This is a genomic window from Mucilaginibacter metallidurans (assembly GCF_003286435.2).
Taxonomy (GTDB): domain Bacteria; phylum Bacteroidota; class Bacteroidia; order Sphingobacteriales; family Sphingobacteriaceae; genus Mucilaginibacter; species Mucilaginibacter gossypii.
The window spans coordinates 4097629-4123650 of the sequence record NZ_CP043449.1 but is presented as its reverse complement, the minus strand read 5'-3'; the positions used below and the strand labels follow the sequence as shown (position 1 = coordinate 4123650).

Here is a 26022-nt window from a genome sequence, read left to right as displayed (position 1 = left end):
CATTCTATTATCTTAATTCATGAAAAAGGTCTTATCGCTGCTATGGCTTTTAACTATCGCCATAGCAGCTTTCGCTCAAAACGGAAATTTTATTAAGCTGAGCACTGCAAAATTCTCTACCGGGAATGATGCTGCCTGGAAAGACGCTGCTTTCAACGATACGCAGTGGAAAAGTATCAAAGTTGGCGATGTATGGCAGGAGCAGGGCTACCCGGATTATCATGGCTTTGCCTGGTACCGCATCCATGTAGTTATCCCATCTTCATTAAAAAAGCAAGCAGTTTGGGGCGATAGTTTGCGGGTGTTTCTTGCGCATGTTAATGATGTTGATGAAACTTATTTTAACGGCAAACTGATTGGTAAAACGGGTGCATTTCCTGAAGATAAAGGCGGTTATATAAGCAAGTGGCCTGCCGTACGCAATTATTGCGTTGCAGCAAATGATCCGGCTATTAAGTGGGACGGAGAAAATATCATAGCCATTAAAGTTTATGACGGCGGCGGCTCGGGCGGCATTTTTATGGGAAGCCCTTATATTGATATGCTGGAAAAGTTTGACGGGATCGTTTTTGCCCAAACCGATATCAGTTTTCTACCCAACGCGCAGTCTGTTAGGAGATTAACTGTGGGCAATAGTTTTAAAAGTAATATCAGTGGTAAGTTTCATTACAGGATAGTTGACGAAGTGACCGAAAAGACAATCGCCGAAAAAACAATAGCTGCTAACCTTTCATCCCTGGGCAAAGAAACTTATACGCTTACCTTCCCGCACCGCGAAGGTATCAAACTGCTTTACGAGTTTACCGAAACAGCATCCGGCAAGACCAAAACATTTGCCGAAATAGCGCCTTACTTGCTTACTCCTAAAGCATCCTTAAAGCCAATGATTAATGGCGCTTCGGTTTTAGGCGTTCATCCCGGTTCACCCATACTTTACAAAATTGCAGCAAGCGGGCAAAAGCCGCTGAAATATGCAGTTAAGAATTTGCCAGATGGTTTAGTCCTTGATCATAAAACAGGTATTATAACAGGGGAAGTTCCTAAAGCCGGAGATTACAAAATATCTGTTTCCGTTAGTAATACTTTAGGAAAAGATGAAAGAGTCCTTACCATTAAGTCGGGTAAGCTATTAGCGCTTACCCCGCCCATGGGCTGGAACAGTTGGAATTGCTGGGGATTAAATGTAAGCGATGAAAAGGTAAGGCTTTCGGCTAAAGCCATGGTTGATAAAGGCCTTATCGATTACGGTTGGAATTTTATTAATGTGGATGATGGCTGGCAGGCGCCTGCAAGGTTGCAAAGCGGCGAAATAGCCGCGAACGAAAAGTTTCCCGACATGAAAACACTTGGCGTGCACCTGCATCAACAGGGATTGAAATTTGGTATTTATTCATCGCCTGGAGCTAAAACCTGTGGCGGATACCTGGGCTCGTTAGGGCATGAAGGGCAGGATGCCAGCACTTACTTTAACTGGGGCGTTGACTATTTAAAATACGATCTGTGCAGCTATTCCGACCAAACGGCAGGCGACACAACACTGTTCGCCCAGCAAAAGCCATACATGGTCATGCGCGATGAACTGGCAAAGCAACCACGGGATATTATTTACAGCATTTGCCAGTACGGTATCAAAGATGTTTGGAAATGGGGCGCTAAAATGAATGGCAACCTATGGCGTACAACCGAGGATATTACCGATACCTGGGAAAGCTTGTATGGCATCGGCTTCAGTCAAACCAATAACGCGGCCTATGCCGGACCGGGAGGCTGGAACGACCCGGATATGCTTATTTTAGGACGTGTTGGTTGGGGCGAAAATCTGCACCAAACCAATCTGACACCTTATGAGCAATATACCCACATGAGCCTGTGGAGCCTTTTATCGGCACCGCTGCTTATTGGTTGTGATATGGATAAGCTTGATGATTTTACCCTCAACCTGTTAAAAAACTGTGAAGTAATTGCCATTGATCAGGATGTAGCAGGCAAGCAGGCCGAGAGGATGATCAATGATAAGCAAATCCAGGTTTGGGTTAAACAGCTGGCAAATGGCAGCAAAGCCATAGGCATCTTTAATCTTGGTGAAAAATACGCAAAGTATGATCTGCAGTTTAAAAGTATAAAACAGGGTAAGGCCAAAACAGTGCGGGATCTCTGGCAGCAAAAAGATCTCGCTAAAAATGTTGTCGCTGTTTCCTGCAACATTCCGCCGCATGGGGTAAGGTTTTATAAATTGATGTAAACAAGACCGTTGCCCACGCGTTGAGTACTGTATCGCTTGACCGTTTTTTAATCTGTTTTGAGATTGTGTTGTATAAATAAGATAAAATCCTGCTATAACTGGTTAGGAATCTTCAGTACATATCATAAAAGGTTAAATATATTTGCTTGCGCAAAATAATGGCGTAAGCCCTCGTTTTTTACTAAAATACCTGCCATGGCTAACAACTTTAAAGAAGAAAGCACCAAAGAAATAAATATCATTATGCAGCAATCGCAAAGCGCGTTTGAGGCTTACCAAAAAACAAGTGCCGAACAAAAGGCCCTGTTTATAGAAGCTATTGCTGATGAAATAGAAGCACTGGGCGATGCCCTGCTGCAAAAAGCATCCGAAGAAACTAATCTTCCGTTGCCACGTTTAACCGGCGAGCGCGCACGTACTACTGGTCAGTTGCGCATGTTTGCCGGGATGCTGCGCGAAGGAAGCTGGGTTGAGGCCAGTATCGATACCGCTTTGCCCGACAGGAAACCGTTACCGCGTCCCGATCTCCGCAAAATGCTTGTCCCACTGGGACCGGTTGTTGTTTTTGGCGCAAGCAATTTCCCATTTGCGTATTCAACCGCAGGTGGCGATACTGCAAGTGCTTTGGGTGCAGGCTGTTCGGTAGTAGTAAAAGCACACCCTGCCCATGCCGAAACTTCTGAAATGGTTTATCAGGCTATCAAAAAAGCTATTGTAAGCAGCAATATGCCTGAGCATGTTTTTCAACATGTACATGGTACATCCTTTGAAAGCGGTAAAGCATTGGTTCAGGCAGATGATACCGCTGCAGTTGGCTTCACCGGTTCAACTGTTGGCGGTTTAGCCCTGCTGCAGTATTCGTCTGAGCGTAAAAAGCCTATCCCTGTATTTTCAGAAATGGGCAGCATCAACCCGGTTATATTTTTACCGGATACTTTAGATAAAAACGCTGCTGATTTGGCCGTACAATATGCAGGTTCAATTACTTTGGGCGTTGGTCAGTTTTGTACCAATCCGGGCTTAATGCTTGCTATTGAAGGTGAAGGCCTTGATAATTTCTATAAACTTTTGGGTAGTGGTATTGAAGCTATTAAACCGGCCAAAATGCTGCATGCCGGCATCCATTCGGCTTATGAGAAAAAGAGCCATGCGGCTTTGGAACAGGAAGGTATAACAAGTGTGGTAAAATCAGCTACCGAAGCTGTTGACATTGAAGCTCAACCAACCATCGCCTTGGTAAGTGCCGAAACTTTTCTTGAAAACCACCTGTTACATGAAGAGGTGTTTGGTCCATACTCATTAATGGTAAGCTGTAAAGACGAGCAGGAACTAATCAAAGTTTTAAAATCGGTATCGGGACAACTCACTACTACAGTAATGGGTACCGACGAGGATTTTGCAGGTCATTCCAACTTGTTGCAATTATTGCCGACCATAGCAGGCAGGGTATTGTTCAACGGTGTGCCGACTGGTGTTGAGGTTTGCGCGAGCATGGTGCACGGTGGCCCGTTTCCGGCCACTACCGATAGTCGTTTTACAGCGGTAGGTGTTAATTCAGCTAAACGTTGGGTACGCCCGGTTTGCTACCAAAACTGCCCGGATGCTTTGTTGCCTTTAGCTTTGCAACAGGCCAACCCAACAAATATCTGGCGCTTGTTTGACGGCGAATGGAAGAAATAGTACGGCGTTAAACATCAACAGATAATCAAATTTAAATTATACTTGCACATGCCGGTTCCTCAACAGGGCCGGCATGTTTAATTTTGCATTATGAAACTTCAACTTTTTGATCAGCAGGTTTACGTACAGCGCCGCAATGTTTTAAAACAGAGCATGGGCGCCAACGGTATCATCGTTTTGTTAGGGAACGAGGAGAGCAGCATGAACTATAAAGACAATACCTACCTGTTTAGACAGGATAGCAGCTTTTTATATTATTTCGGACTTGATGTAGCTGGTTTAGCAGCTATCATTGACACCGATACCGGCGAAGAAGTGATCTTTGGCAATGATCTCACTATTGATGATATTGTCTGGACAGGTACTCTGCCATCTGTTAGTGAAATGGCCGCGCTGGTTGGCGTTTCGCAAACAAGGCCTTATGCCGATATAAAGCATTACATTCATAAAGCGGTTACCGGCAGTCGCCCGGTTCATATTTTGCCGCCTTATCGCCCCGAAAATAAAATCAAACTGGCCGATTGGTTAAACACCAGTCTGGAAGATGTGGCTGGTCGCGTTTCGTTGCAACTGGTGAAAGCGGTAATAGCCCAAAGGGTGATCAAAACACCGTTGGAGGTTGCCGAGATAGAGAAAGCCGTATCCATAAGCGTTGATATGGAACTGGCGGTAATGAAGTATGCCCGCCCAGGTATCAGGGAGTATGAACTGGTTGCCAAAGCGCATGAAGTGGCTATAGCTAACGATTCACGTTTAGGTTACCCGGCAATCATCACCAAACACGGTCAAACATTGCACACGCACTATTACGGCAATATCCTGGAAGAGGGTGATATGGTACTGAGCGATATCGGTGCCGAAAATGCCATGCACTATGGTGGCGATTTAACCCGAACTTTCCCGGTAGGTAAGCAGTTCAGTACCCGCCAAAGGGAGTTGTATGATGTGGTTTTAAAATCAATGGATCATGCTATCAGTATGCTGAAACCAGGTGTACGCTATAAAGATGTGCACCTGCAAGCCTGCCAGAAACTGGCCGAAGGCCTGAAAGCCGTAAACCTGATGAAAGGTGACCCGGCCGAAGCTGTTGCAGCCGGAGCGCACGCCATGTTTTTTCAATGCGGCTTAGGCCACATGCTGGGTATGGATACGCACGATATGGAAGATTTGGGCGAGCAATATGTGGGTTATACCGATACCTTGAAAAAGGAAACTGCTGTTTTCGGCCTGAAATCATTAAGGTTAGGCCGCGAACTGGAAGCCGGGTATGTGCTTACCGTAGAGCCGGGTATCTATATTATTCCGGAACTGATAGACCGCTGGCAGGCCGAAAAGAAATTCGCTGAGTTTATTAATTACGATGTGTTGAATACCTATCGTGATTTCGGCGGGATCCGTATTGAAGATAACTTTTTAATAACCGATACCGGCAGCCAGTTATTAGGTAAATATTTGCCTAAAACCCGGGAGGAGATTGAAGCTTTGAGAGGGTAATTCAAACGATAACAGGAGGCTCCGCTGGAGCCTTTTATGTGTTGTCGTTTGACTATAAACATGGTACTCCTACGGAGTTTTATCTTTTGCTTTTTACACCCCGTAGGGGTATCGTGTTTATAGCAAAAATAAAATTTGTATTTGGCTCCATAGGAGCCTCCTGTCTTAAAGCGATTTCAATAACGAAACAAAAGGGCCCGCATCTTTTTGATGCAGGCCCTTTTGTTAAATGCCTGCTATGATGTGTTAATTTATGTAAATATAAACTGGTGGTGTTAGGTAACTTTACGCAACACTATAACTTATGACAAGGTACCACCAATATTTACTGTTAACGTTTTTTTTAGCAGCTGCAGGTCAATCAGCCAAAGCTCAAACTAAAGCTACTCCATATTATCCTACGCATGCAGAAGTACTGCAAAACTATAAAGCAGCCGATGCCCTTGATTCAGCCTTAAAGAAGATTCCGCTTGTTACGGGTATCAGGCCTTACTGGCAGGGCGGAGGTAATGAATTTTGGTACGGTAAGAAAATTGCCAGTAATCAAACAGCTTATGTTTTGGTTGACCCTGAAAAAGGAACTAAGAAAACCATTTTTGAAAGCAGCCAGTTAAGTAATGAGGTAAGCAAAGCAACAGGCAAACCTGTGAAAGATGGCGGCTTCCGTATTGAAGATATGTTTTTTAGTGCCGATAAAAAGCAGGCAACATTTAAAACAGGCGGTACCTGGCTTATGTGCGATTTGGGCACATTGCAATGCATTAAAACTACAGATACGGTACATCAAAGTTATGATAACGAGAAGCCGCTACAGGAACGCCATTACCGTTGGGAAGGTGTTAGCGCCGATTCTGTATCGCCCGACAAACAATGGGCTGCTTTTGTAAAAGGCGGAAACATCATTGTTAAATCGTTAAAAAACTCAACGGAGATCAAGTTAACCACAGATGGTAATTTAGATAAACCTTACGGCGAGCTTACATGGTCGCCGGATAGTAAACATATCGTAGGTTATCGCATTGACCCTAAGAAAACAAAAGAAGTTTATTACTTGCTCAGTTCAGTACCAGGTACCACAAGAGCGGTGCTGAAATCACATGAATATGATCAGCCGGGCGATGAGTTTACCTCGTATCAGCAGTATATATTCAATATCACCGATAAAAGCGCGATAAAAACCGATGCCGAAAAGATAGATTTTTTTGGTGCCCCTCGATTGCATTGGCGCGATGGTGACAGCCGCTATTTTACTTATGAAAAGGCTGATCGTGGTCACCAGCGTTTCAGGGTTATTGAGGTAGATGTTACCACCGGTAAAACCCGAAACATCATTGATGAAAAAACAAACACTTTTATTTACGAGCAAAGAATCTTTACTTATTACGCCTCCAAAACGCATGAGATAGTGTGGATCACCGAGAAAGATGGATGGCGTCATATTTACCTGGTTGATGAATTGAGTGGTAAAGAAAAATTGGTAACCAAAGGCGATTGGGTAGTACGTGATATTGATAGTGTGGATGTTAAGAAAAGGCAGATCTGGTTTAAGGGAAGCGGTAAAAATGCTGGCGAAGACCCTTACTTTATGCACTATTGCCGCATTGGCTTTGACGGTAAAAACCTGGTTGACCTTACGCCGGAAAAAGGTAACCACAGCTTAAGCTTTTCGCCAGACAGAAAATATTACATCGATACCTATTCGGAAGTTAACGTTGCTCCTCGGATTGTAATTAAAAACACTGCCGATCTAAAGACAGTAATGGAACTGGAGCATGCCGATCTGAGCGCGCTTTTGGCCACCGGCCTTAAACTTCCCGAAGTGTTTGTAGCGAAAGCGAGGGACGGTAAAACCGATATCTGGGGTGTGGTTTATCGCCCGGCCAATATGGATCCTAACAAGAGCTATCCTGTGATTGAAAATATTTATGCCGGTCCGCAGGACTCATTTGTGCCTAAAAGTTTTTCCGCTGTGAATGAGATGCAAAGCATAGCCCAGCTGGGTTTTATTGTGGTACAAATGGATGGCATGGGCACAGCCAACCGCTCAAAAGCTTTTCATGATGTATGCTGGCACAACCTTGCCGATGCCGGTTTTGCCGACCGTATTTTATGGATGCAGGCGCTTGCTGCCAAATATCCGCAGGTTGATATCAGCAGGATAGGCGTTTACGGCACATCTGCAGGCGGGCAAAATTCGGCAGGGGCATTGCTGTTCCACCCTGAATTTTATAAAGCTGCGGTATCTGCCTGTGGCTGTCATGATAATCGAATAGATAAACAATGGTGGAACGAGCAGTGGATGGGTTACCCTGTTGGGCCGCATTATGAGCAGCAGTCAAATATCACCAATGCCGGTAAACTACAAGGCGATTTGATGCTGATAGTAGGCGAGGCCGATAACAATGTTCCTCCTGAGTCAACTTTCCGTTTTGCGGATGCATTGATCAAAAACAATAAAATGTTTGATCTGCTGGTGGTGCCCGGTATGGGCCATAGCGATGGCGGCCCTTATGGTCGTAAAAAGAAACGCGACTTTTTTGTAAAGCACCTGCTTAACGCCGAGCCGCCTGCAAGAAATACAGATGAACTGGCGCATAATTAAATCATATTAGGCAGAGTAGTAAAATGCGTAAATTTCAGCTAACAGTATTTCTTTCATGGTGTTTATGCATAGCGGCATTAACCTGCTATTCGCAACAGCAGCAGTCAGCAACAGGACCGGGTAATGGCAATCCCATTATTCCCGGCTACTTTGCCGACCCAACTGTACGCAAGTTTGGCGATACCTACTACATTTATGCTACCACCGATGGCAACGGCGGGGGGCATGGCCCATCACAAGTTTGGACATCCAAAGATTTTGTGAACTGGACTATGCATGATATGAACTGGCCAACTTCCAATTATTATTGGGCTCCCGATGTAATTAATGGAAATGACGGCAAGTATTACATGTACTATTGCCAGCCTGTTGATATCTATGGCGCGTCGTCAGCAAGCCCTACCGGGCCCTGGACGCCCTTACTGCCCGATGGCAAATCAATGATCCCCAATTACTTTATCCCAGGGGTGATTACGCTGGATGGACAAACCTTTAAAGATGACGACGGCAAGATCTATATGTTTTGGGGCACCTGGGGCATTTACCCCGATCATGGCTGCGGTGTAGGTTTGCTAAACCCTGATATGCACACCTTTGCCAAAACAGCAAAGATCCCCAATACTATTGCCAAAGATTTTTTTGAAGCGCCTTTTATGTTTAAACGCAAGGGCATCTACTACTTTACCTATTCATCCGGTCTTTGTGAGGATTCTACTTATCGGGTACAATACGCCATCAGCAAAACCGGGCCGATGGGGCCGTTTGAGTTCGGCAAAAACAACCCGGTGCTAAGTACTAATCATGACGGAACTATCCACGGACCGGGCCATGAGTCGGTAGTGCAGGTTGGGGATGATTTTTATATGGCATATCACCGGCATAATAACCCGCACTCCAACGGGGGCTATCACCGGCAGGTTTGCGCAGATAAGATCGTGTTTGATGCTGAAGGCAATATTGAAAAGATTGTTCCTACCCATCTTGGCGTTGGGCTATTAGGAAAAAGCACCATTAATGCTCCCGACGAAGCTTATCAAAAAAAGGTCACTGCCTCATCTTTTTACAACGAAAATTATAAATCCTCATTTGCGGTTGATAATAATAATGGCACCTTATGGAAACCTGCCGATAACAGTCGTAGCCCTGCCTGGATCACCATCGATTTAGGTTCGGTAAAAACGGTACAACAGGTTTTGACGCAATTTGAATATGCAACATGGTACTATCAATACCTGGTAGAATCATCGGTAGATGGTAAAACTTGGAAGTTGTTTGCTGACAGGAGGGAGAACAAACAACATGGTTCGCCGATGGTAGATTCAGGAAATTCCCAGGCCCGCTTTATCCGCTTAACAATTACCGGGACGGAATATCCGGGGCTATATAAAGCGATTTGGAACGTGAAAGTTTATGGCGAACGGGTAGTAACCGGAGATGTTACTTCTGCAGATAAAAAAGAAATATCAAAAGCTGTAGCTCCAAACGAGAAAGAAGGTTTATTGGTAAACCTAAACGCCGATAATCTTCAGGCGGGCGAAGCTCTATCTCAATGGACTAACAACGGCGAGTTGGGCGGTAGTTTTACTGCAACTGGTAAACCTCCGGTTATTGATATTATTGCGGGAAAAAAGGCTTTGATGTTTAATGGTACGCAGTCGCTCGAATCAACGGTGGCTGTACCCCGGTCGCTTGCCGGCAACAACAGTTATACTGTATTGTATGAGGTTTACGCCGATCTGATCAAAGATGAAAACCCGGTATTAAGCTGGACAAACGGCGAATCGGATCATCGCAGCGCGGCTTTCGGTTTAGGGAGCAATAAAACAGCCGGTGCCGTACAACATCTTGGCGTTTCCGACTTTCAATATAAAACAATGCCTGCAGCCGGCAAATGGCACCAGGTAGTTGTTACGTTTGATGGCTCAGTTGAAAAACTATTTGTCGATGGCGAGCTGAACAATACAGAGAACAAGATGCTGTTCTTACAGCTTGCAGATAAATTTATTATCGGGGCAAAAACAAATCGTTCAGCATATTTTTCAGGCGCTATTTCGTCGCTTAAAGTTTATAACAGGCCAATGGCCGATAGTGTCATAAAACAATGGGCTCTGCATCCTACAAAATCTGATATTGCCCTTTACCTCGATGCCGCAAAACTTAATTATGGCCGGCTTCAAAAATGGACAAATAACGGCGATGCAGGCGGGGCTTTCTTATCTGCTGAAGGACAGGGAGCAGAAGTAACGGATATAAAAGGAAAAATTGCTGTTAGTTTTAATGGCAACAGCCCGCTTGTATTTAATAATTTTGTTGATATTAATAACAAAAAAGGTTATAGTGTAGTCTTAAGTGTTTACCAAAACGCATCAACGCAAAGCGGCGCGATACTGAAATCACAATCGTTGAAAGGGGCTTTCATCAATGCCGGTAAATATCTGAGTGCGGACCAATGGCACTATGTCATAAAAACTGTTAGTGGCAATGCCGCTAAATTATATGTAGATGGTGCTATAATAGCAATAATATCAAATACAGATAAGCTCACCGGCAAGCTTTTACTGGGCGGTGGTTTTAATGGTGCGGTATCTAATCTTGTGGTCTATAAACATAGCTTATCATCAGCAGAAATTAAACAATTAAGCCTGGGTTGGAAACAGAACTATCATCCGCCTATAGCAGGTTCGTTTGCATTTAAAGCTGCTCCGACTGCTGTAACACCCGGCATGGTTGAAATGGAGGCGCCTGCATATGCTTCTGTAAAATCAAACCTCCAATATGATTTTATTAACGAGACAGACAACAGCAAATCAAGCGGCTGGCAGGCTGATCCGCATTATATCAGTTATGGGCTTGCGGCCGATAAAAATTATAGCTACTCTTTTAAAGTTAAAGACAACTATGGTAATGTAAGTTCAAAAACTGCCGCATTGCCGGTGAGCACATCATCAGCATTATTTAATGTTATTGCAGATGGGTTTACGGTTAATAAAGATTTTGTAATCAATAGCACAACCGGCACTATATGGAATGGTTTGATAGGTGGAGATAAGCCGGATGATAAGGTATTTATAGGAGACGGCGTGCTAACCCTGGAATCAAAAGGTTCGAACTGGGATGGCAACCTGCCTTACGGGCCATTTTTATACAGTAATGTTTCAGATGATTTCGTAGCAGAGGTCGAGGTAACTGACGTCAGTGGCCTTAAAGAAAAAAAGGTAGCAGGCAACAGTGATATGGGCCTGATGGTACGCAAAGCGAAACAACACGGTACGGAAGGGAGCGAAAACCTGATCCAGAACAGTATTTTTCCGGCCTGGAACTGTGGCAATATGCTCACCAATTTTAAAACCGGCGACCGGATGCAAACCAATACCCAAACCGGCTGGAATTATAACCGCTACCTGCAGATCCAAAAATCGGGTGATGTGTTTTACATCAGGAGCAGTAACGACGGCATACATTGGACTGATCTGCCAGGAAGTCCGGTATCGAGACCTGATTTAAACGGCGGCGATTTACAAATAGGGCTTTATCACAGTACCTATGGCCCGCACCGTTCATATGTTAAATTCTCTAAATTTAAACTCATCACCCGGAAATAAATATGTAACCGGTTGTTTTTGGCTCCGAAACTAAGCAAGTAAGCCATGTTTAATTAAAAACATGGCTTACCAACAGCGCTATAATCTCGATTGTTTAGTGGATAGGCAGGACTCTGACAAATGTACCCGACGCATTAAAAATTAAAGCGTATTTGGTATTGTTTGATGTAATCAATACAACGTAACCTTGCAGGGTTCCGCCGGGGCTTTCAGAAAATGCTTTATCAAATACGTAACCCGGATAAGTAGCAGTAAGATAAGTGGTAATAGCAGCCGGTAAGTTAGCTTCAGCTACTACAGCATGTTTTAAATCGTGTTTTTCTATCTGAATACGTTTTACAAGTTTGCCTGCCGCGGTTACCGTTGTTGAGTAAAGTACGCCGTTCTGGCTTATCAAAATGTATACGTTATCAGGTGCGATAGAAGCATGCAACAAAGTATCTGTTGGATAGGTTGTTGAAAAATAGCTGCTCACAGCAGTAGGAAGGGCCGAAATAGCAATGGTATCGCGGTGTTTACTGTCACGATTATCAAAGAATCCGCCTAAGTGCCATCCTGGTCCTTTAAGGTCAACACCTTCGCGTTGCTCAAGGATACTTACAAACGTACCCGCAGCGGTGAATTTGAGGCCAACCAAAGCGCTGTTGTATTTGATAACTACAATGTAGTTAATAACTGTTTTAGTACTATCAGTAATGGAGTATGCTTTTTTGAATGTATAACCGCTGTAATTAGCTGTAAGGTAAGTGCCAATAGCTGTAGGTAATGTGCTAAAAGCAACGGAGTCTTTGGTATCATGCTTGCCGTAGCAGCCAACCATATAAACGCTGTCGGTAGTAGTTCCGGACGATGCAAGGCTAATAGCGATGGCGCCGGTTGATGTGACGGCTGATGACGAAACGCTGCCGGCCGAAGCTGATTTTGAAGCGTTCTCCTTTTTACATGATGCCAGGCCGATTACTGTGCCGACCATCAATAGTGAGGCGTAAAATGATTTCATTTTCATAGAATTAATTTAAATTGATAATTAGCGCTGCCTTTTTTCGGACAGGTTTAATTAAAATTAATTTGGAAAATCGGGTCGTCGGGAAATGTGTCGACAAACAGCGGATTTAAATCGATGTATGAGGAATATGTTTTTTGTTGTAGAGACGCATCACATGCGTCTTGCGCATGAAGGTATTTAATGCGCAAATTTGCTGCCGAAGACGCATGTGATGCGTCTCTACGCGAAAAATTTAAACACGGGTTAATTACACCTTGCTAAGCCATCCGTACTCGAGGCATCTGCAGGTTTAATGATCAGCGCTTTTTCAAAAAAAGGTTTCGCTTCAGCTTTTTTTCCAGCCATAAGCATCGACCAGGCCAGCATATGGTTGCCGTCATAATCAAAAGGGTAAAGCATTACTACTACCCTGAAAAGCTTAATAGCGGGTTCGTATTGCTTGCGGTTATAATAAATCACGCCGCCCCAATAATTCGCCTGTGTGTTTTGTGGGTCTATTTTCAGGATAGCAAGATATTGTTCCAGCACTTTATCCCAGTTTTGCAAAAAGGAGAGCGGCTTTATATAACCAAACTTAGCCTCAATAGCGCCAGGCTTCAGGTTAACTGCTTTTTGATAATAAGTTTGCGAAGCAGTGTAGTTTTTATTGAGGTAATGGAGCCAACCCAGCCTGATAGTTATCTCATAATTATTTTCCGAATAGTAGGGGTAAATATCTGCAATGGCAGCAACGTAGTTTCTGTTTAATTCATTGGTATAACTGTTGTGAAAAGCTTTTTGAAGCACCACATTTGTCTGTGCCTGCAATTGTGCTGCAAATACAAATAAAAAAATGGGAATAAACGTCTTCTTTAAAATTTCCATGTTATACCTAACGTAACAGAGTTTTGGTTATAGTTAACAGCACGGTAAATGTCTGTTTTCTTTTCATAAAAGTAATTTAAATTCAATAAGGCATGGTTACCTAACTGATAAAAAACGCTTTCACCGCATTTAAATTTTGTAGGATCGATGGCGTTATACACATAAAGCCCGTTTGCATCCAGGTAATCGTCCTGGTTGCCAAATGTAGCGGCTGTTTCCAGCCACGTTTTGTTTAATACTTTAAATCCCACTGACTGGCTATAAATGAAATGAGTTACTCCGCTTAAATTCAGTATCGATGCCCTGCTTGTGGTGTATAGATTCAGGTTTCCCAATGGGTAAAAATCCACTTTGGCATCATATTGTTTTAAAGTTTTATTAATGAGTTTGCCAAAGTTAATATCGCCCTGCAAATCAATGTAACGGGTATCATATTTTATTCCTAACAGCCCAAGGTTACTTTGGTAAATATTGCTCCGGTAGCTGGTGTGCAAATAATGGTATGCGCCAAGCAAACTTATGTTTTTAGTCAAAGAATATTTCGCTTTGGCATAATATTCAAACTGACGGTCGGTTTTGCCTGTTTGATTAAAGTAATCAATATAGCCCGATCTGAATATATTCTGTTTGAAAAACATAAATGATTGATCCAACTGCAAACGCCACGATAATCTTAAACCGATACCCGCGCGTTCAAAAAAGCCGTTGTCGCGTTCGTTGCTATTAGGCAATTTTATGCCGCTTTCCAAAACCGCATCAGTTAAACCAAAGGTTGATAACTTGATAGCACGCAGGGTTGCGGTGTCTAAATGCGATGCATTATAAAACGCAGCGTTATTGTTGTTGATATAGGTATTGCAGTAGTAGCCATACAAATATGCAGTGGCATTTTGGGGCTCTTTAAGTAAAACCCGGTTAAACTGATAAATGGCCGCTTTATAGTTACCGGTAAGCATATAAGCATACCCGGCCTTAAAGCGCAAGGTAGGAGAGTCTACACTTTCAGCAACCGATTGGTTTACAAACCTGATAAGTTGTTTCCAGTTGCCGGCATTGTATAGTTGTTCGGCGGTACTATCGGCTATGGCAAGTTTATTATCTTGTGCGCGGGTTACAAGAGCAGCAAATAGCAGGGCAAAAAGCATGGTTAATTTTCTGTACTCCATTGTGCTTCAATAGGCTGTTCGTTTATATTTATGACGAAGGCCTGCAGGCTGCCATGATCAACAAAAACTGTTGATTCGGCAAGTGGTACTGTTGTCCCTGCAATTTCCTGGTATTGTTTTGATACAATATTAAGCCCCATTTTTTTTACCTGAATGCCACTTTTATATTTTATGCTGATAAACCGGTAAAACGGCGCAATAAGATCCTGCAGCCAAAGCAGTATTTTATTGTCGGTAAGCGGTACCGGAAACTCATCATTAGCCTGGATATATCCTGCATCGTTAAAAATAACTTTATATGCGGCAAGGTAAAAATAGTAGAGGAGCGACGTTTTATCGCCATAAAAGCTGGTGAAGTAAAACATAGTTCCATTGTTAATAAAATAAGCAACGGCACCTGTTGTTTTGCAGTAGATGTATGACTGTCCTAACTCATCTTTAAAAACTTCCCATTCTTCGGTTGAGCCGTTTCCGTTAACTAATTTAGATACGAAGCCCGGTTGCAGGTCGAATGCTTTTTTGAGTGGCGTATTGATTTCGGGGTTGCTTATTAATTCGTTTTCATTTGGGATATTGTAGCTTACAAAGATGGTTTGATCAGCTTTTTTGGTAAAATAATAGGCGAGCGGATAAGGCAGTGTTTTAGATCCTATATAAGGGGTAGCCTGCAACTGGAAATGCAAATGCGGCTCTGGCGAACGCCCCGAATTACCGCAAAACCCCAGCAGATCACCTTGTTTTACAACATCGCCAGGCTTAACTTTTATCGAGTTTTTTTTGAGGTGCGATAGTTTGGAATAAAGTCCTGCGGCATGACGGACCACTACCGTATTGCCCCAGTTTTCTTTCAGGTTTTCTTCGCCAATATCATTGTCTTCTACATGGTTTACAACCAGTTCTACAACGCCATCGCCGCAGGCCAGTACCGGCTTATTGAAACAATAAAAATGTTCAGGAAGGGTACCGGGATGCTGAAATGTTTTTTGTTCATCATCCGTAATCACAAAATCAAGCGCCTGGCCCCATTCGCCTTTGTGGGTAATGCTACCATTATAACCCTGCGAAACCGTCCAATAGCCCATAAACGGCAAATTGAGCCTCATGTATTTCAGATCGTTCAGCCTGTTTTGCAGGTTTAAAACATGGTAAAGATTTTTTTCGGGCGAGTAATGCTGTGCTATGGTTAACTGCAATTTGGGGTGATGACCGGTTAACTTTAAAAAATAAAGCAGGCTGATATTAAGCACGCAAAACGGTAACGAAAAAACAGGCAGCGCATGCAAGGCCATGAGTGTGGTAAAGGCATTAATGAGCATGAAACCCAGGGGGATGCAAAGAATTGCCAGCAGGTAAGAGCGTAACGATGGGATGGTGAAAAAACTGCTTATAGCCATTGAGGCCATCATTAAATTAGCACCCAGGTGGTAATAGCTGATACCCTCGGGGTAGGTATGTGTGATGTTGTTAAACCCGCAGGCCGTTAAAAAACTAATGATAAGCAGGCTGAATGCAATGCGCGAATGCACAAGTATCCCCATAGCAATAAGCATTCCGGTTATGATATTATGCTGAAACAGAATTGCGCTCAATGAACGGAAAAATAAGCTCATCAGTTTGGGCAACGTTGTGGCAAGATAACCTTCGGCGCCGGCCAGGTTACCCGGGCCGGTGTAAATTTCTTCGAGCAGGGAGCTGCTTTTTTGTAATAAACCTGTGTTGAAGATGCTGTTGGATGCCAGCAATACAAGCCAGAAAACCAGGATAAAGGGCAGTGAAAGTATAGGTAAACCCGGTTTACCCATGCGCTTTGACATAATAATGGTAGCAAGCACTACCAGGCAACAGGCAACCGCCAGCCAGGTCACAAACATGAGATTAACCTGGAAAAAAGCACCAAATGCTATCCCTAATAATAAACAGTTAAAGCTGTAAATTCCTACCCGGTAATCTTCGTTATCCTGTTTTAACAATTTTGTTATCAGCAAAGAGAAAATGACACAACTCAACCCTGCAAAGCCGGATACCGGATTGAAAAATGATACCAGCAGCAAAATAATCCCCAATACCCGGTTTTGAGAAAAAAACAGAACCGAATAGGAATTGATGACGGTTTTTATGAATGCTGGAATTTGCTTCACTTGTTGTTATTTAAATGAGCGGGTACTAACTCTGGTTCGGCAGTATATTCCAATGTTTCGTTTTTGCGGATGAGATGCGTACGCAACTTCTCGTCTATCAACACAACAGCAGGCCTTAAAGTGATGAATTGCATCCATTGGGTCATGTTGTAAGCGCCAACCTTGTGCACTACTACCTGGTCGCCGGGATTTAGTAGGGGCAGGTTAATGCTTTCCCTGATCACATCAATGTTCATGCAAAGCGGTCCGTATATCACCATGTTTTCGGTATGTGCAGCAAAATCCTGGGCTGGGCTTACCTGGTGTTCATACCAAAAAGATGTAAACAGGATATTGACCCCAAAATCAACAATGGCGGCGCCTTTGCCATTGGCTAAACGTTTGTTGGCGATAACAGTGCCCAGCAGGTAACCGGCATCATCTATCAAAACACGCCCACTTTCCAATATCAGCAGCGGCAGATCATCATTGGCAAAGCCAAAATTGAGCAAAGCCGAAGTTATGACTTCAGCAAAGTCATCAATCGTCGGCACGGTATCATTTCCCGGCAGGTAAGCACCTTTCAACGTATTGGTTGAGGGGAAGCCGCCTCCCAGATCAAGATATTCTATTTTATGATTAAGCTCGGTCTGGCAGCGAACAGCCAGTTCTGCCAGTTTATTAGCCGCTATACCATAAGCATCGGCAGAGAGCATATAGGTACCGATGTGGCAATGCAAGCCCACCAATTGCAGACTTCCCGAGCCTGTGATCTTTGTAACAGCCGACCAGGCTTCTCCATTTTCATAGTTAAAACCAAAGCGGTCCCAAAGTGGGTAAACGCCGGTATCCATATTTATACGAATGGCCACACGCGGTTTATTGACCAGGTTTTTACTTAATGTAAGCAGTAGGTTAAGCTCATCGAAATGATCAATATGGATCAGCGAATTATGTTCGATGGCCAGCTGTAAATCATTGATGGACTTGCCCGGTCCGTTAAAAATGATCTTGTTGCCAGGTACGCCATTACCTAAAGCTTTACGATATTCAAAGCCCGAAACTACCTCGGCCCAACTGCCTTCCTGGTGAAAAATCTGACAAACGGCGTTGAGGTAATTGGTTTTGTAGCTCCATGCAAATTGTACTTTTGGGTAGCGGGTGCTAAAAGCGCGGTATGCAGCCCGGTAGTTTTTGCGGATCTGTTTTTCGGATAATACGAACACCGGCGAACCGTAGTTTTCGATCAGGCTTTTAACCGAAACGCCATCGATACTTTTAACGGGCTGCAAACCAGTGCGGGAGCCGAATTTGTTAAGGGCACCGGCCTGTAGTTTTTTTATATATGGTTTCTCGTATGGCAGCTTTTCCATCGTTATAAATTATAATTCGCCAAACGCCGAGATCTGCTGAAAATCGGCGATGTCGGCGATATGGTCCCACGAATACCGGACAAACAGTTTGCCGGCCTGGTAATCGGCATAAGGCTCAACGGTTTCACCCATCGCTATTTTAGCTAATGCCGCAGGCTGGTTTAGGCCTGCGGCGGCAGTTAAATAAACCCATGCCGGAAACCGGGGGTTAATTTCCAATATGTATAAACGTCCTTCTGCATCGCTCATGACCTCCATTTCGTAGCCCCCTTTCCAGTTGCTTGCGCGGGCAAAGTTGTTGGCCAGTTGGGTAAGCTTGTCATCTTTAATGGTAACACCCGCCCAGGCTTTCCCTTTATCGGTAATATAAAGCTTGCGCATAGCTACCAAACTGATATTGCTGCCATTACCATCCCCAAGGGCTGAGATGTTGATTTCGTTGCCCTTGATGTATTGCTGCGCTATTATCGGTACGCCCCAGGCTGCATACAATTGATGAAAGGCTTTCAATGCCTGATCCATCGTGTATACAACATAAGCATCGTAAAACTTACCTTTTATTACCATAGGAAAGTTGAACTCATCCCCCGCTTTTTTAATATCATCGGTTGTGTAAAGCTTATGATCGGCGGGCACATAAAAGCCATTTTTTGTGCCGAAATTTTTTAGGTTCACCTTATCTCTTAACGCCAGTTGCTGGTGTGTTGGGAGATAAGTTGCTATGCCCATTTGCTGCAATTGCGGCGCTATCTTTATAAAATTGAACAGCTCCGAATCAAAGTTAGGGATAATGAGATCAAGCTTTTCTTGTCCGTTTATATATGCCAAACGTTCAACAAGGGCTGCCGTACCTTCGGTTGGATAGGGGACCTGGTAAGTTTTATTTACCCAATCCCGCAGATAAATCCCGGGCTCCAGCGATTCGTACGACAGGCCAATTATGCGCAAACCATCTCCAAAACACTCTTTTAAACAACGGATGACTGCCATCCCCGGCCCCGGATTGTCGTTTGCATTAAGCCCGGTAACAGCAATACATAAATTAGCGTACATGTTTGCCATCATCCTTAAATTTCGAGTAGGTTTGCTTCTTTTAGCTGCAGCATCCAATTATCCCAATCCCTGTTAAGCTGGCTTTCGCTCACTTCATACCTGCACAGAATATCCTGCTTGATATCATCTTCGGTTTTGCCGCTTTTCATAGCCTCAAGCAGTTTTGCCGCCATACCGTTACCGGAAAATGAATCGCCGGTGGCAGGGTTAAAAATAAACCCGTTTTCGCTGGTGGCTATGTTGCTCTTGAGTTTCATTTTATAAGTGCAGGGTTGTTTAATTAATAAAAGCTAAACTTAGCAGGTTTATATGAGTTTACAAAACCAGCTTCAGGATGCCATCAGGTATTCAATCCTTGATGCAAGCACTTCCATATCCAGCGGTTTTACAAACAAGGCATCGCATTTATAAGAGTCGGCCTGTGCTTTTTTTGTTTTAAAAGCGGTTACAATAATGATAGGTACATTGCATAGCTGCTTATCGTCCTTAAAGTCCCGGCAAACCACTTCACAATCGTTATCTACTAACAAATAATCCAAAATGATCAAATCCGGATTAATCATTTTAGCTTTATCATATATAGCATTAGGGTCAAAAGTTAAATGCACATTAAAATCACCATAGTACATAATGTCATCAATTACCGATAACATCCGGCTGTTTTTATCAAGTACTAAGATGGTTTTTTTATCGCCTGCTGTTTTCATGACTTTAGGGATTAGTATCAATTTTAATAATATAAAGTTGAGGCTATTTAAGGGGCTGTAAAATAATGTGTCGTTCAACGCCTTTAATGTGCCGATGAATTGATTATTTGTGCCAGTCTTTGATAAAATCGGTATAGTTTGTACCTACAGGAAGCTCTACGTTGGTTAGTTTTACCTTGCGGTTGTGGATAGACCTGATCTGATCACGCGCTACCACGAAGCTGCGGTGGATGCGGATAAATTTTGATGCAGGCAGTTTTTCAATTGCACTTTTCAGGGGCATCAGTGTTAGTATGGGTTTGGCTACGCCCAACATATGGATCTTGATGTAATCCTGCATGCTTTCAATGTATTCAATGTCTTTAATGTTGATCTTGATCAGTCTGTATTCTGAATGCACATACAGGAAATCGCTTTCATTTGGGGTATCGGTATGTTTGTACTGGTAATAGCCAATTGCCTTTTGAACCGCTGTGCCAAAGCGCAGGTTATTGATCGGTTTCAGCAGGTAATCAACCGCTTCCAGTTCGTAACCTTCATACGCATAATTTTTGTAGGCAGTGGTAAAAATAATCATTGGCTTATCAGTCAATGATTTTACCAGGTCGATACCGGTAATATCAGGCATGTTAATGTCTATGAACAGCACATCCACCTTGTTCATTTTCAGGTATTCCCCGCCCGATATGGCATCCTCAAAAGTATTAACCAATGTTAGCGCAGGATATTCGGCTACATATTTTTCAATTATTTGAAGGGCCAGCGGCTCATCATCAATGGCTACACATTTTAATTGCATAATAAACAGTTTAAGCGTTAATCTCCAGTTAATTGCATAATAAACAGTTTAAGCGTTAATCTCCAGTTCAACAATGTAATTACCATCTGCCACGCTAATGTCAAGCCGGTGTTTGTTAGGATAAATATGTTGCAGGCGCTGGCGGTTATTGGCTATGCCGATCCCTTTCCGTTCGGTGGCAGGTCGTTTTTCGAAAATGGTATTTTTACAGATGAACAGCATTTGGGTGCCGTTTACCCTTAAGCAAATATTGATAACTGATGGCTGGTGTTTACTTACGCCATATTTAAAAACGTTTTCAATAAAGGTCATCAGTATCAGGGGCGGAATTTTTTGATTGTCAATCTTGCCCGAAACTTCAAAATCGAGCTTTGTTTTTTTGCCGAGGCGCAGGCGTTGCAGATCGATATAATCATTGATACAATCAATTTCATTTTGCAGCAAAACAAAATCCTCCGTTACCTCATCGGTTACATAGCGCATGATGTTAGAGAGTTTCATGATGCTCTCGGAAGTATGCGCGCTATTGGTAACCGATAAGGCATAAATATTATTCAGCGTGTTGAATAAAAAATGAGGATTGATCTGGGCTTTAAGAAAAGAGAGTTCGGCATGGGCTTTTTCGGCTTCGGCACGGGTAACCATCTGCTCGGTAAGCTGCCATTTTTTAACCGTGGCAATGGCAACGCTCAACCCCATCACAATGATAAAAATAAATAAGCCTACCATATCAATATTACCGGATTGATGAATGAAGATAATTCGGTTGGTGGGTTTAAGGCTGGGGTCCTGCATCCGCAGATCCTCATGCGGCAACGGGCCAAAAGGCATGTTTTGCTGATTAGGTGCTGAGCTGTCAATGCCTGTAGGCGTAATTTGCGGTCCTATAGGCTGCGGATTGGGGGCGGTTGTTGCTACTGGTTTATTCCCTTTAATGAGATTGTGAAGAAGCAGGTTATCAAAAGGCTGCAAAAAGTAAACACAGCCTGAAAGTAATAGCACAATAATCCCATACCAGAGGTATCTTTTACGGAACACGAACTTTGGCACCAGGTACCAGGCGTTCAGGTAAAACATAAATATATAGGTGAGACAAAACAGCCAGTAGTAAGGCGAAAACAGGACGGTATAGGTGCCGGCGCTGCTTTGCTGTGTGCGGTTCATGAATAATAGCGGGAACCCTAAAAACACAAGCCAGCCTGCAGCATGAATGAAAAAAGTGGTTGCTTTTGAGCGGATCATTTTATTTTAAGATTCTTTTATTCATCAATGCCGGAGCTACTGGCTGGCACATATTTTAGCATCTAATTTAAAAAAAGCACCTGTACATTGCACAGGTGCTTCATCTTATACGAAAAAAACTATAATTCAGTGTCCCTGCTTCTGAATTATAAATCAAAGGTGAAGATGAGCGGGAGTTTTAACAACCATGTGTCGGTGAACCGGGAAATTGTATAGATGAACGGGGGGAGCGGCGTGTTTTACCTAAAATAGGGATGCGTAGATTAGATAAGAAAGCCCCTTGCACTCGCTGCTTGGGGGCTGTCACCTAAACCTTATCACTGATCAAATTATTATTTGATGGTGTAAAGGTAGCCCTGAGGTTTTAATCTGAAATTTTGTACCGACGAACGGGGTAATTGAATGGATGGAGGGGAGTTTTGGATATTTTATGAATTTAATCCAGCGTTTTTATTAACATTGATTATAATCCAACAAATTATGAAGCTACTTCTTACATCTGCCGGAATCAGCAACATGAGTATTCAAAATGCTTTGGTAGAGCTGTTGGGCAAACCGGTTGCCGAAGCGAACGCCCTTTTTATCCCTACCGCGATATACGCTATACCCAATGGCGGCGACATAGCACGAAGGGTTATTTGCGGGTCCTTAGGTGATCCCTTTTGCCAATTGGGTTGGAAGTCGCTGGGCTTATTGGAACTTACCGCCTTACCCAGTATCAAAAAAGAGTTATGGATTGATATGCTCCGGGAAACCGATGCTTTACTGGTAGGTGGCGGCGACTGCCAGTACCTGACCTATTGGATGCAGCAATCCGGGCTGGCGTATCTGCTGCCCTCGCTTTTACAAAAGATGGTATATGTTGGCTTGAGTGCCGGTAGTATGATCATGACCTGCTTTGGTACTACCTATGGCAACCATATCCTGCCGGCTGATAGCGATAAGTCATTAAGTTTTGTTGACTTTGCTATCCACCCGCATTTGGATCATGAGTGGTTCCCGAATAATTCGCTGGACAATATTGAGAAACTGGCTGCTTCCATATCGGTACCATCATACGCTATTGACGATCAAACCGCAATTAAAGTGATTGATGGAGCGGTCGAGGTTATTTCTGAGGGGCATTGGAAATTATTTACTCCCTGAGATTATGGCAGGCCGCTAAAAAATATTTAATAAATCCCTGTTTGAGGCACATACCCCGCACTGAACATGTTCACAATTGACCGGGGAGTTAGTACTGTGATTATATCGACATTGGGGAGTTTTATTCCTTTTTGGTATCCGGCAGGGCTCCATAAATACAACAGGTTATCTTTGAGTAAATGTGATTTGCCATCATAAATTACAAATGTGCCGTTGGGCAGGGCTGTTAGTTTTTCTTGATAGGTAACTTTTGACTTATCAGCTGTGATGCGCTCTGACTGCAAAATATCATCAATTTTGGCTACAGGTGTTTTCATGTCAAAACCGTATTGAGGGTTGCCTTTTAGCCAAAACTCTTTAAATCGTTGATGATCCTTATACCTGCATTGAAAACAAGGCCGGTGCCCTGCTGAAAATGCCGTGGCTTCATCAAGGAAGAAGAGTTCAGTCCAGCGGTCGGGCTGCATGATTTCCCTGTGTCGGCCCCTGAACTCCAAAGCGCAAGTTATCCAGGCTTTAATTTTGAAAGCACGTACAATTTCCTTGTCCTCATTATGGATTACGCCCCGGTTACCAAGCCAGGCACCCCGCGCTGTTGTTTTAATAAGTTGTCCAAATGGATTTACACGGTTCTGCAACATGTTATACGTTGTTTTCAATGGTCAGGATCAAAGTCACATCAATCTGTTTAAGACAGCGCGTCATGAAATATAATGCCCAGGCTATGGCGCTTACCGCTGTGAACCGGGCTTACGCCGTGCTTCATATTTACCCTGTAATAACCTTTACTTCCCTTTACTGGCCTAAAGTTAGTGGTAAATAAAACCATATCACCCATGCCAGGGGTAAGTACATTAACTTTTGATTGCGCCCGCGGAATTTGCTCGGTGATTACAAATTCGCCGCCGGTATAGTCTCTGTTGTATTGATCGAGCATGAAAACCATTTGGATGGGGAAATATACCTCGCCGTAAAGGTCCTGGTGCAGGGTGTTAAATCCGCCTGCTGTGTATTGCAATATCAGGGCTGTGGGTTTGGTTTGCCCGGCCTCATGGCTTAATTGTTTCATTTCTTCATGGGTACCGGGGAATTGTTTGTCAATACCAAGCTCGTTCATCCATTTATTGGCCACAGGTACGATGTACGGATAAACGCTCTCCCTTAAATCGGTTATAATTGCAGGAAGCGGGTAATTATAATATTTGTATTCGCCATATCCAAATCTGTAGCGCTCCATGTTGACGGTTTTGCGGTAAGCATCTGCGTCATAATCGCTGATTAATGTATCGCAGCAGCGTTCACCTAAAACCTGTTTAACAATTGCAAAACCCTTGTCATGTAATGTTTTATTAATTTGATCCCAGCGAAGATTTTTGATGCGATCTTTAAGTGTTTGTTCCGGTGTCATTTTTGTTATTTTGAATAGTATCAAAACTATCGTTAGTAAGATTGGTGGGCAATCCGATTCTTGCGGAATTTATACTGCCGGTTCCATCGAAGAAAAAGTATTAAAATACATTATCGTGAAGATTAAACTTAAACGGGTTTATGAGCCTTATACCGAGGTAGATGGTGTTAGGGTTTTGGTGGACCGCCTTTGGCCGCGGGGGATAAAAAAGGAAGACCAACGGATTGACAAGTGGTTTAAAGATGTAGCTCCATCTAACGAACTAAGAAAATGGTACAACCATGATCCTGAAAAATTTGAAGCCTTTAACCAAAAATACCGCGCCGAAATTGAGGGTGCAAAGGCTTTGGATGAATTGGTAGATTATATCAGGCAGCATAAAACAGTGACGCTGGTGTTTTCTTCAAAAGAGCCGAAATTAAATAATGCGGTAGTTTTAAGCAAGATAATCGAAGAGCATATCGCCTGAAAACTCCGCAAGAATCGGATTGTTGAGTATAGACGAGGCTGGTACTTTTGTGTTATAAATACAAAAAACACAATTGAATTTATTAAAAAAAGGCTTTATGAAAACTCAACAAGAGATAGATTATACCCGCATAGCCGACGCGATTGGCTTTTTCAGGGAGAATTTTAAGGCACAGCCTAAACTGGACGAAGTTGCGGAACATGTTAATTTAAGCCCCTTTCATTTTCAACGGATGTTTAAGGATTGGGCAGGGGTAACCCAAAACAATTCCTGCAGTATTTGAGTGCGGAGCATGCCAAGGAAATATTGAAACATGAAGACGCGAATGTTTTTAATACCGCGCTGCAAACAGGTCTTTCGGGAGGCGGCCGGCTGCATGACCTTTTTATTAAGGTAGAAGGTATGACCCCTGGCGAATACCGTAACGGCGGAGCCATGCTGCATATCAACTATTCGTTTGCAGATACACCTTTTGGTAAAGTGGTTGTAGCATCCACTGCTAAAGGGATTTGCCACATGGCGTTTGTTGATGAGGGCGAAGAGAAAGCATTGGAGCAACTGAAGATAAGTTTTCCTAATGCGGTATTCAATCAGTTAGTTGACAGGATCCAGCAGAACGCTTTGTTTATTTTTACGCAGGATTGGAGCCGTTTGGATGAGATCAAGCTGCATTTAAAAGGGACCGATTTCCAGATCAAGGTGTGGGAGACGTTATTGAAAGTACCTCCCGGCGGATTAACCACTTATGCCTCACTTGCCAAAAAAGCAGGCAGCGAAAATGCTTACCGAGCAGTCGGCTCAGCGGTGGGTAGTAACCCCGTCGCATTCCTGATCCCTTGCCACCGGGTAATCAAATCAACCGGCGAAATCGGCCAGTATCATTGGGGCAGTACCCGTAAAAATGCAATAATAGGCTGGGAAGCAGCGCTAAAGGAGCGGGTTGAATAAGGTTTGTGAGCAAGGGGGATATGCAATTGCCCTCAAGCGTCCGCGCTTACATAGCAACGCTAAAGTAAGCGTGGACGTAAACATAAAAATGAGTATGTCCCGTT

General features: G+C 43.4%; 21 protein-coding genes. 9 read left to right on the top strand and 12 right to left on the bottom strand.

The window, feature by feature from the left end:
* Window positions 1-19: 19 nt before the first annotated feature.
* The 5 genes from DIU38_RS17715 (at window position 20) to DIU38_RS17695 (ending at window position 11620) form a co-directional block, all read left to right on the top strand.
* Window positions 20-2242 carry a putative Ig domain-containing protein gene (locus DIU38_RS17715; RefSeq protein ID WP_112658036.1) on the top strand — a complete coding sequence of 741 codons (2223 nt, stop codon included), beginning with the start codon at window positions 20-22 and terminating at the stop codon, window positions 2240-2242.
* 195 nt (window positions 2243-2437) lie between these two features.
* Window positions 2438-3922: an aldehyde dehydrogenase (NADP(+)) gene (locus tag DIU38_RS17710; RefSeq protein ID WP_112658038.1), complete on the top strand. Its 1485-nt coding sequence runs from the start codon at window positions 2438-2440 to the stop codon at window positions 3920-3922.
* A 90-nt stretch (window positions 3923-4012) separates the two neighbouring features.
* Window positions 4013-5416, top strand: a complete 1404-nt coding sequence (locus DIU38_RS17705; protein ID WP_112658040.1) for an aminopeptidase P family protein — start codon at window positions 4013-4015, stop codon at window positions 5414-5416.
* 304 nt (window positions 5417-5720) lie between these two features.
* A complete protein-coding gene (locus tag DIU38_RS17700; protein WP_112658042.1) occupies window positions 5721-8018 on the top strand; it encodes a S9 family peptidase in 2298 nt (765 codons plus the stop codon).
* 23 nt (window positions 8019-8041) lie between these two features.
* Window positions 8042-11620, top strand: coding sequence for a family 43 glycosylhydrolase (locus DIU38_RS17695; RefSeq protein ID WP_112658044.1), 3579 nt, complete (start codon window positions 8042-8044; stop codon window positions 11618-11620).
* Between the two features lie 94 nt (window positions 11621-11714).
* Here DIU38_RS17695 and DIU38_RS17690 read toward each other — a convergent pair whose 3' ends face one another.
* The 10 genes from DIU38_RS17690 to DIU38_RS17645 all read right to left on the bottom strand — a co-directional run bounded on the left by DIU38_RS17690 (window position 11715) and on the right by DIU38_RS17645 (window position 21947).
* The gene (locus tag DIU38_RS17690) at window positions 11715-12620 is read right to left on the bottom strand and encodes a PepSY-like domain-containing protein (protein ID WP_167516220.1); all 906 of its coding nucleotides are present in this window, start codon (window positions 12618-12620) and stop codon (window positions 11715-11717) included.
* A 249-nt stretch (window positions 12621-12869) separates the two neighbouring features.
* A complete protein-coding gene (locus DIU38_RS17685) occupies window positions 12870-13490 on the bottom strand; it encodes a tetratricopeptide repeat protein (protein ID WP_112658049.1) in 621 nt (206 codons plus the stop codon).
* Window positions 13478-14656, bottom strand: a complete 1179-nt coding sequence (locus tag DIU38_RS17680) for a tetratricopeptide repeat protein (RefSeq protein WP_112658051.1) — start codon at window positions 14654-14656, stop codon at window positions 13478-13480. The genes DIU38_RS17685 and DIU38_RS17680 overlap by 13 nt, the downstream gene beginning before the upstream one ends.
* On the bottom strand, window positions 14638-16794 hold the full coding sequence (locus tag DIU38_RS17675; RefSeq protein WP_112658053.1) for an urea transporter: 2157 nt from the start codon (window positions 16792-16794) through the stop codon (window positions 14638-14640). The genes DIU38_RS17680 and DIU38_RS17675 overlap by 19 nt, the downstream gene beginning before the upstream one ends.
* Window positions 16791-18146 (bottom strand): type III PLP-dependent enzyme domain-containing protein, encoded by a 1356-nt coding sequence (locus DIU38_RS17670; protein ID WP_112658055.1) that lies wholly within the window; start codon window positions 18144-18146, stop codon window positions 16791-16793. Before DIU38_RS17670 ends, DIU38_RS17675 begins: the two co-directional genes overlap by 4 nt.
* A 9-nt stretch (window positions 18147-18155) precedes the next feature.
* On the bottom strand, window positions 18156-19211 hold the full coding sequence (locus DIU38_RS17665) for an ATP-grasp domain-containing protein (RefSeq protein WP_112658057.1): 1056 nt from the start codon (window positions 19209-19211) through the stop codon (window positions 18156-18158).
* 2 nt (window positions 19212-19213) lie between these two features.
* A complete protein-coding gene (locus DIU38_RS17660; protein ID WP_112658059.1) occupies window positions 19214-19456 on the bottom strand; it encodes a PqqD family protein in 243 nt (80 codons plus the stop codon).
* Between the two features lie 72 nt (window positions 19457-19528).
* Entirely contained in the window at window positions 19529-19906 is a 378-nt protein-coding gene (locus tag DIU38_RS17655; RefSeq protein WP_112658061.1) for a response regulator, read from the bottom strand.
* A gap of 103 nt (window positions 19907-20009) precedes the next feature.
* Window positions 20010-20705, bottom strand: coding sequence for a LytR/AlgR family response regulator transcription factor (locus DIU38_RS17650; RefSeq protein WP_112658063.1), 696 nt, complete (start codon window positions 20703-20705; stop codon window positions 20010-20012).
* 48 nt (window positions 20706-20753) lie between these two features.
* Window positions 20754-21947: a sensor histidine kinase gene (locus tag DIU38_RS17645; RefSeq protein WP_112658065.1), complete on the bottom strand. Its 1194-nt coding sequence runs from the start codon at window positions 21945-21947 to the stop codon at window positions 20754-20756.
* 480 nt (window positions 21948-22427) lie between these two features.
* Here DIU38_RS17645 and DIU38_RS17640 point away from each other — a divergent pair, with 480 nt between their 5' ends.
* A complete protein-coding gene (locus DIU38_RS17640) occupies window positions 22428-23093 on the top strand; it encodes a Type 1 glutamine amidotransferase-like domain-containing protein (protein WP_112658133.1) in 666 nt (221 codons plus the stop codon).
* Between the two features lie 26 nt (window positions 23094-23119).
* Here the strand turns inward: DIU38_RS17640 and DIU38_RS17635 are convergent, their stop codons facing one another.
* Together DIU38_RS17635 and DIU38_RS17630 are read right to left on the bottom strand one after the other, a co-directional pair.
* Window positions 23120-23734, bottom strand: a complete 615-nt coding sequence (locus tag DIU38_RS17635) for a hypothetical protein (protein WP_112658067.1) — start codon at window positions 23732-23734, stop codon at window positions 23120-23122.
* A 47-nt stretch (window positions 23735-23781) separates the two neighbouring features.
* Complete coding sequence (locus DIU38_RS17630) at window positions 23782-24501, bottom strand: 2OG-Fe(II) oxygenase (protein ID WP_112658069.1); 720 nt, start codon at window positions 24499-24501, stop codon at window positions 23782-23784.
* Between the two features lie 115 nt (window positions 24502-24616).
* On the opposite strand from DIU38_RS17630, the gene DIU38_RS17625 reads away from it, so the two are divergent.
* The 3 genes from DIU38_RS17625 (at window position 24617) to DIU38_RS17620 (ending at window position 25918) form a co-directional block, all read left to right on the top strand.
* On the top strand, window positions 24617-24970 hold the full coding sequence (locus DIU38_RS17625) for a DUF488 domain-containing protein (protein ID WP_208057788.1): 354 nt from the start codon (window positions 24617-24619) through the stop codon (window positions 24968-24970).
* Window positions 24971-25067: 97 nt separating this feature from the next.
* Complete coding sequence (locus DIU38_RS34715) at window positions 25068-25253, top strand: AraC family transcriptional regulator (RefSeq protein WP_317132403.1); 186 nt, start codon at window positions 25068-25070, stop codon at window positions 25251-25253.
* A complete protein-coding gene (locus DIU38_RS17620) occupies window positions 25250-25918 on the top strand; it encodes a methylated-DNA--[protein]-cysteine S-methyltransferase (protein WP_317132402.1) in 669 nt (222 codons plus the stop codon). The genes DIU38_RS34715 and DIU38_RS17620 overlap by 4 nt, the downstream gene beginning before the upstream one ends.
* Window positions 25919-26022: the final 104 nt, after the last annotated feature.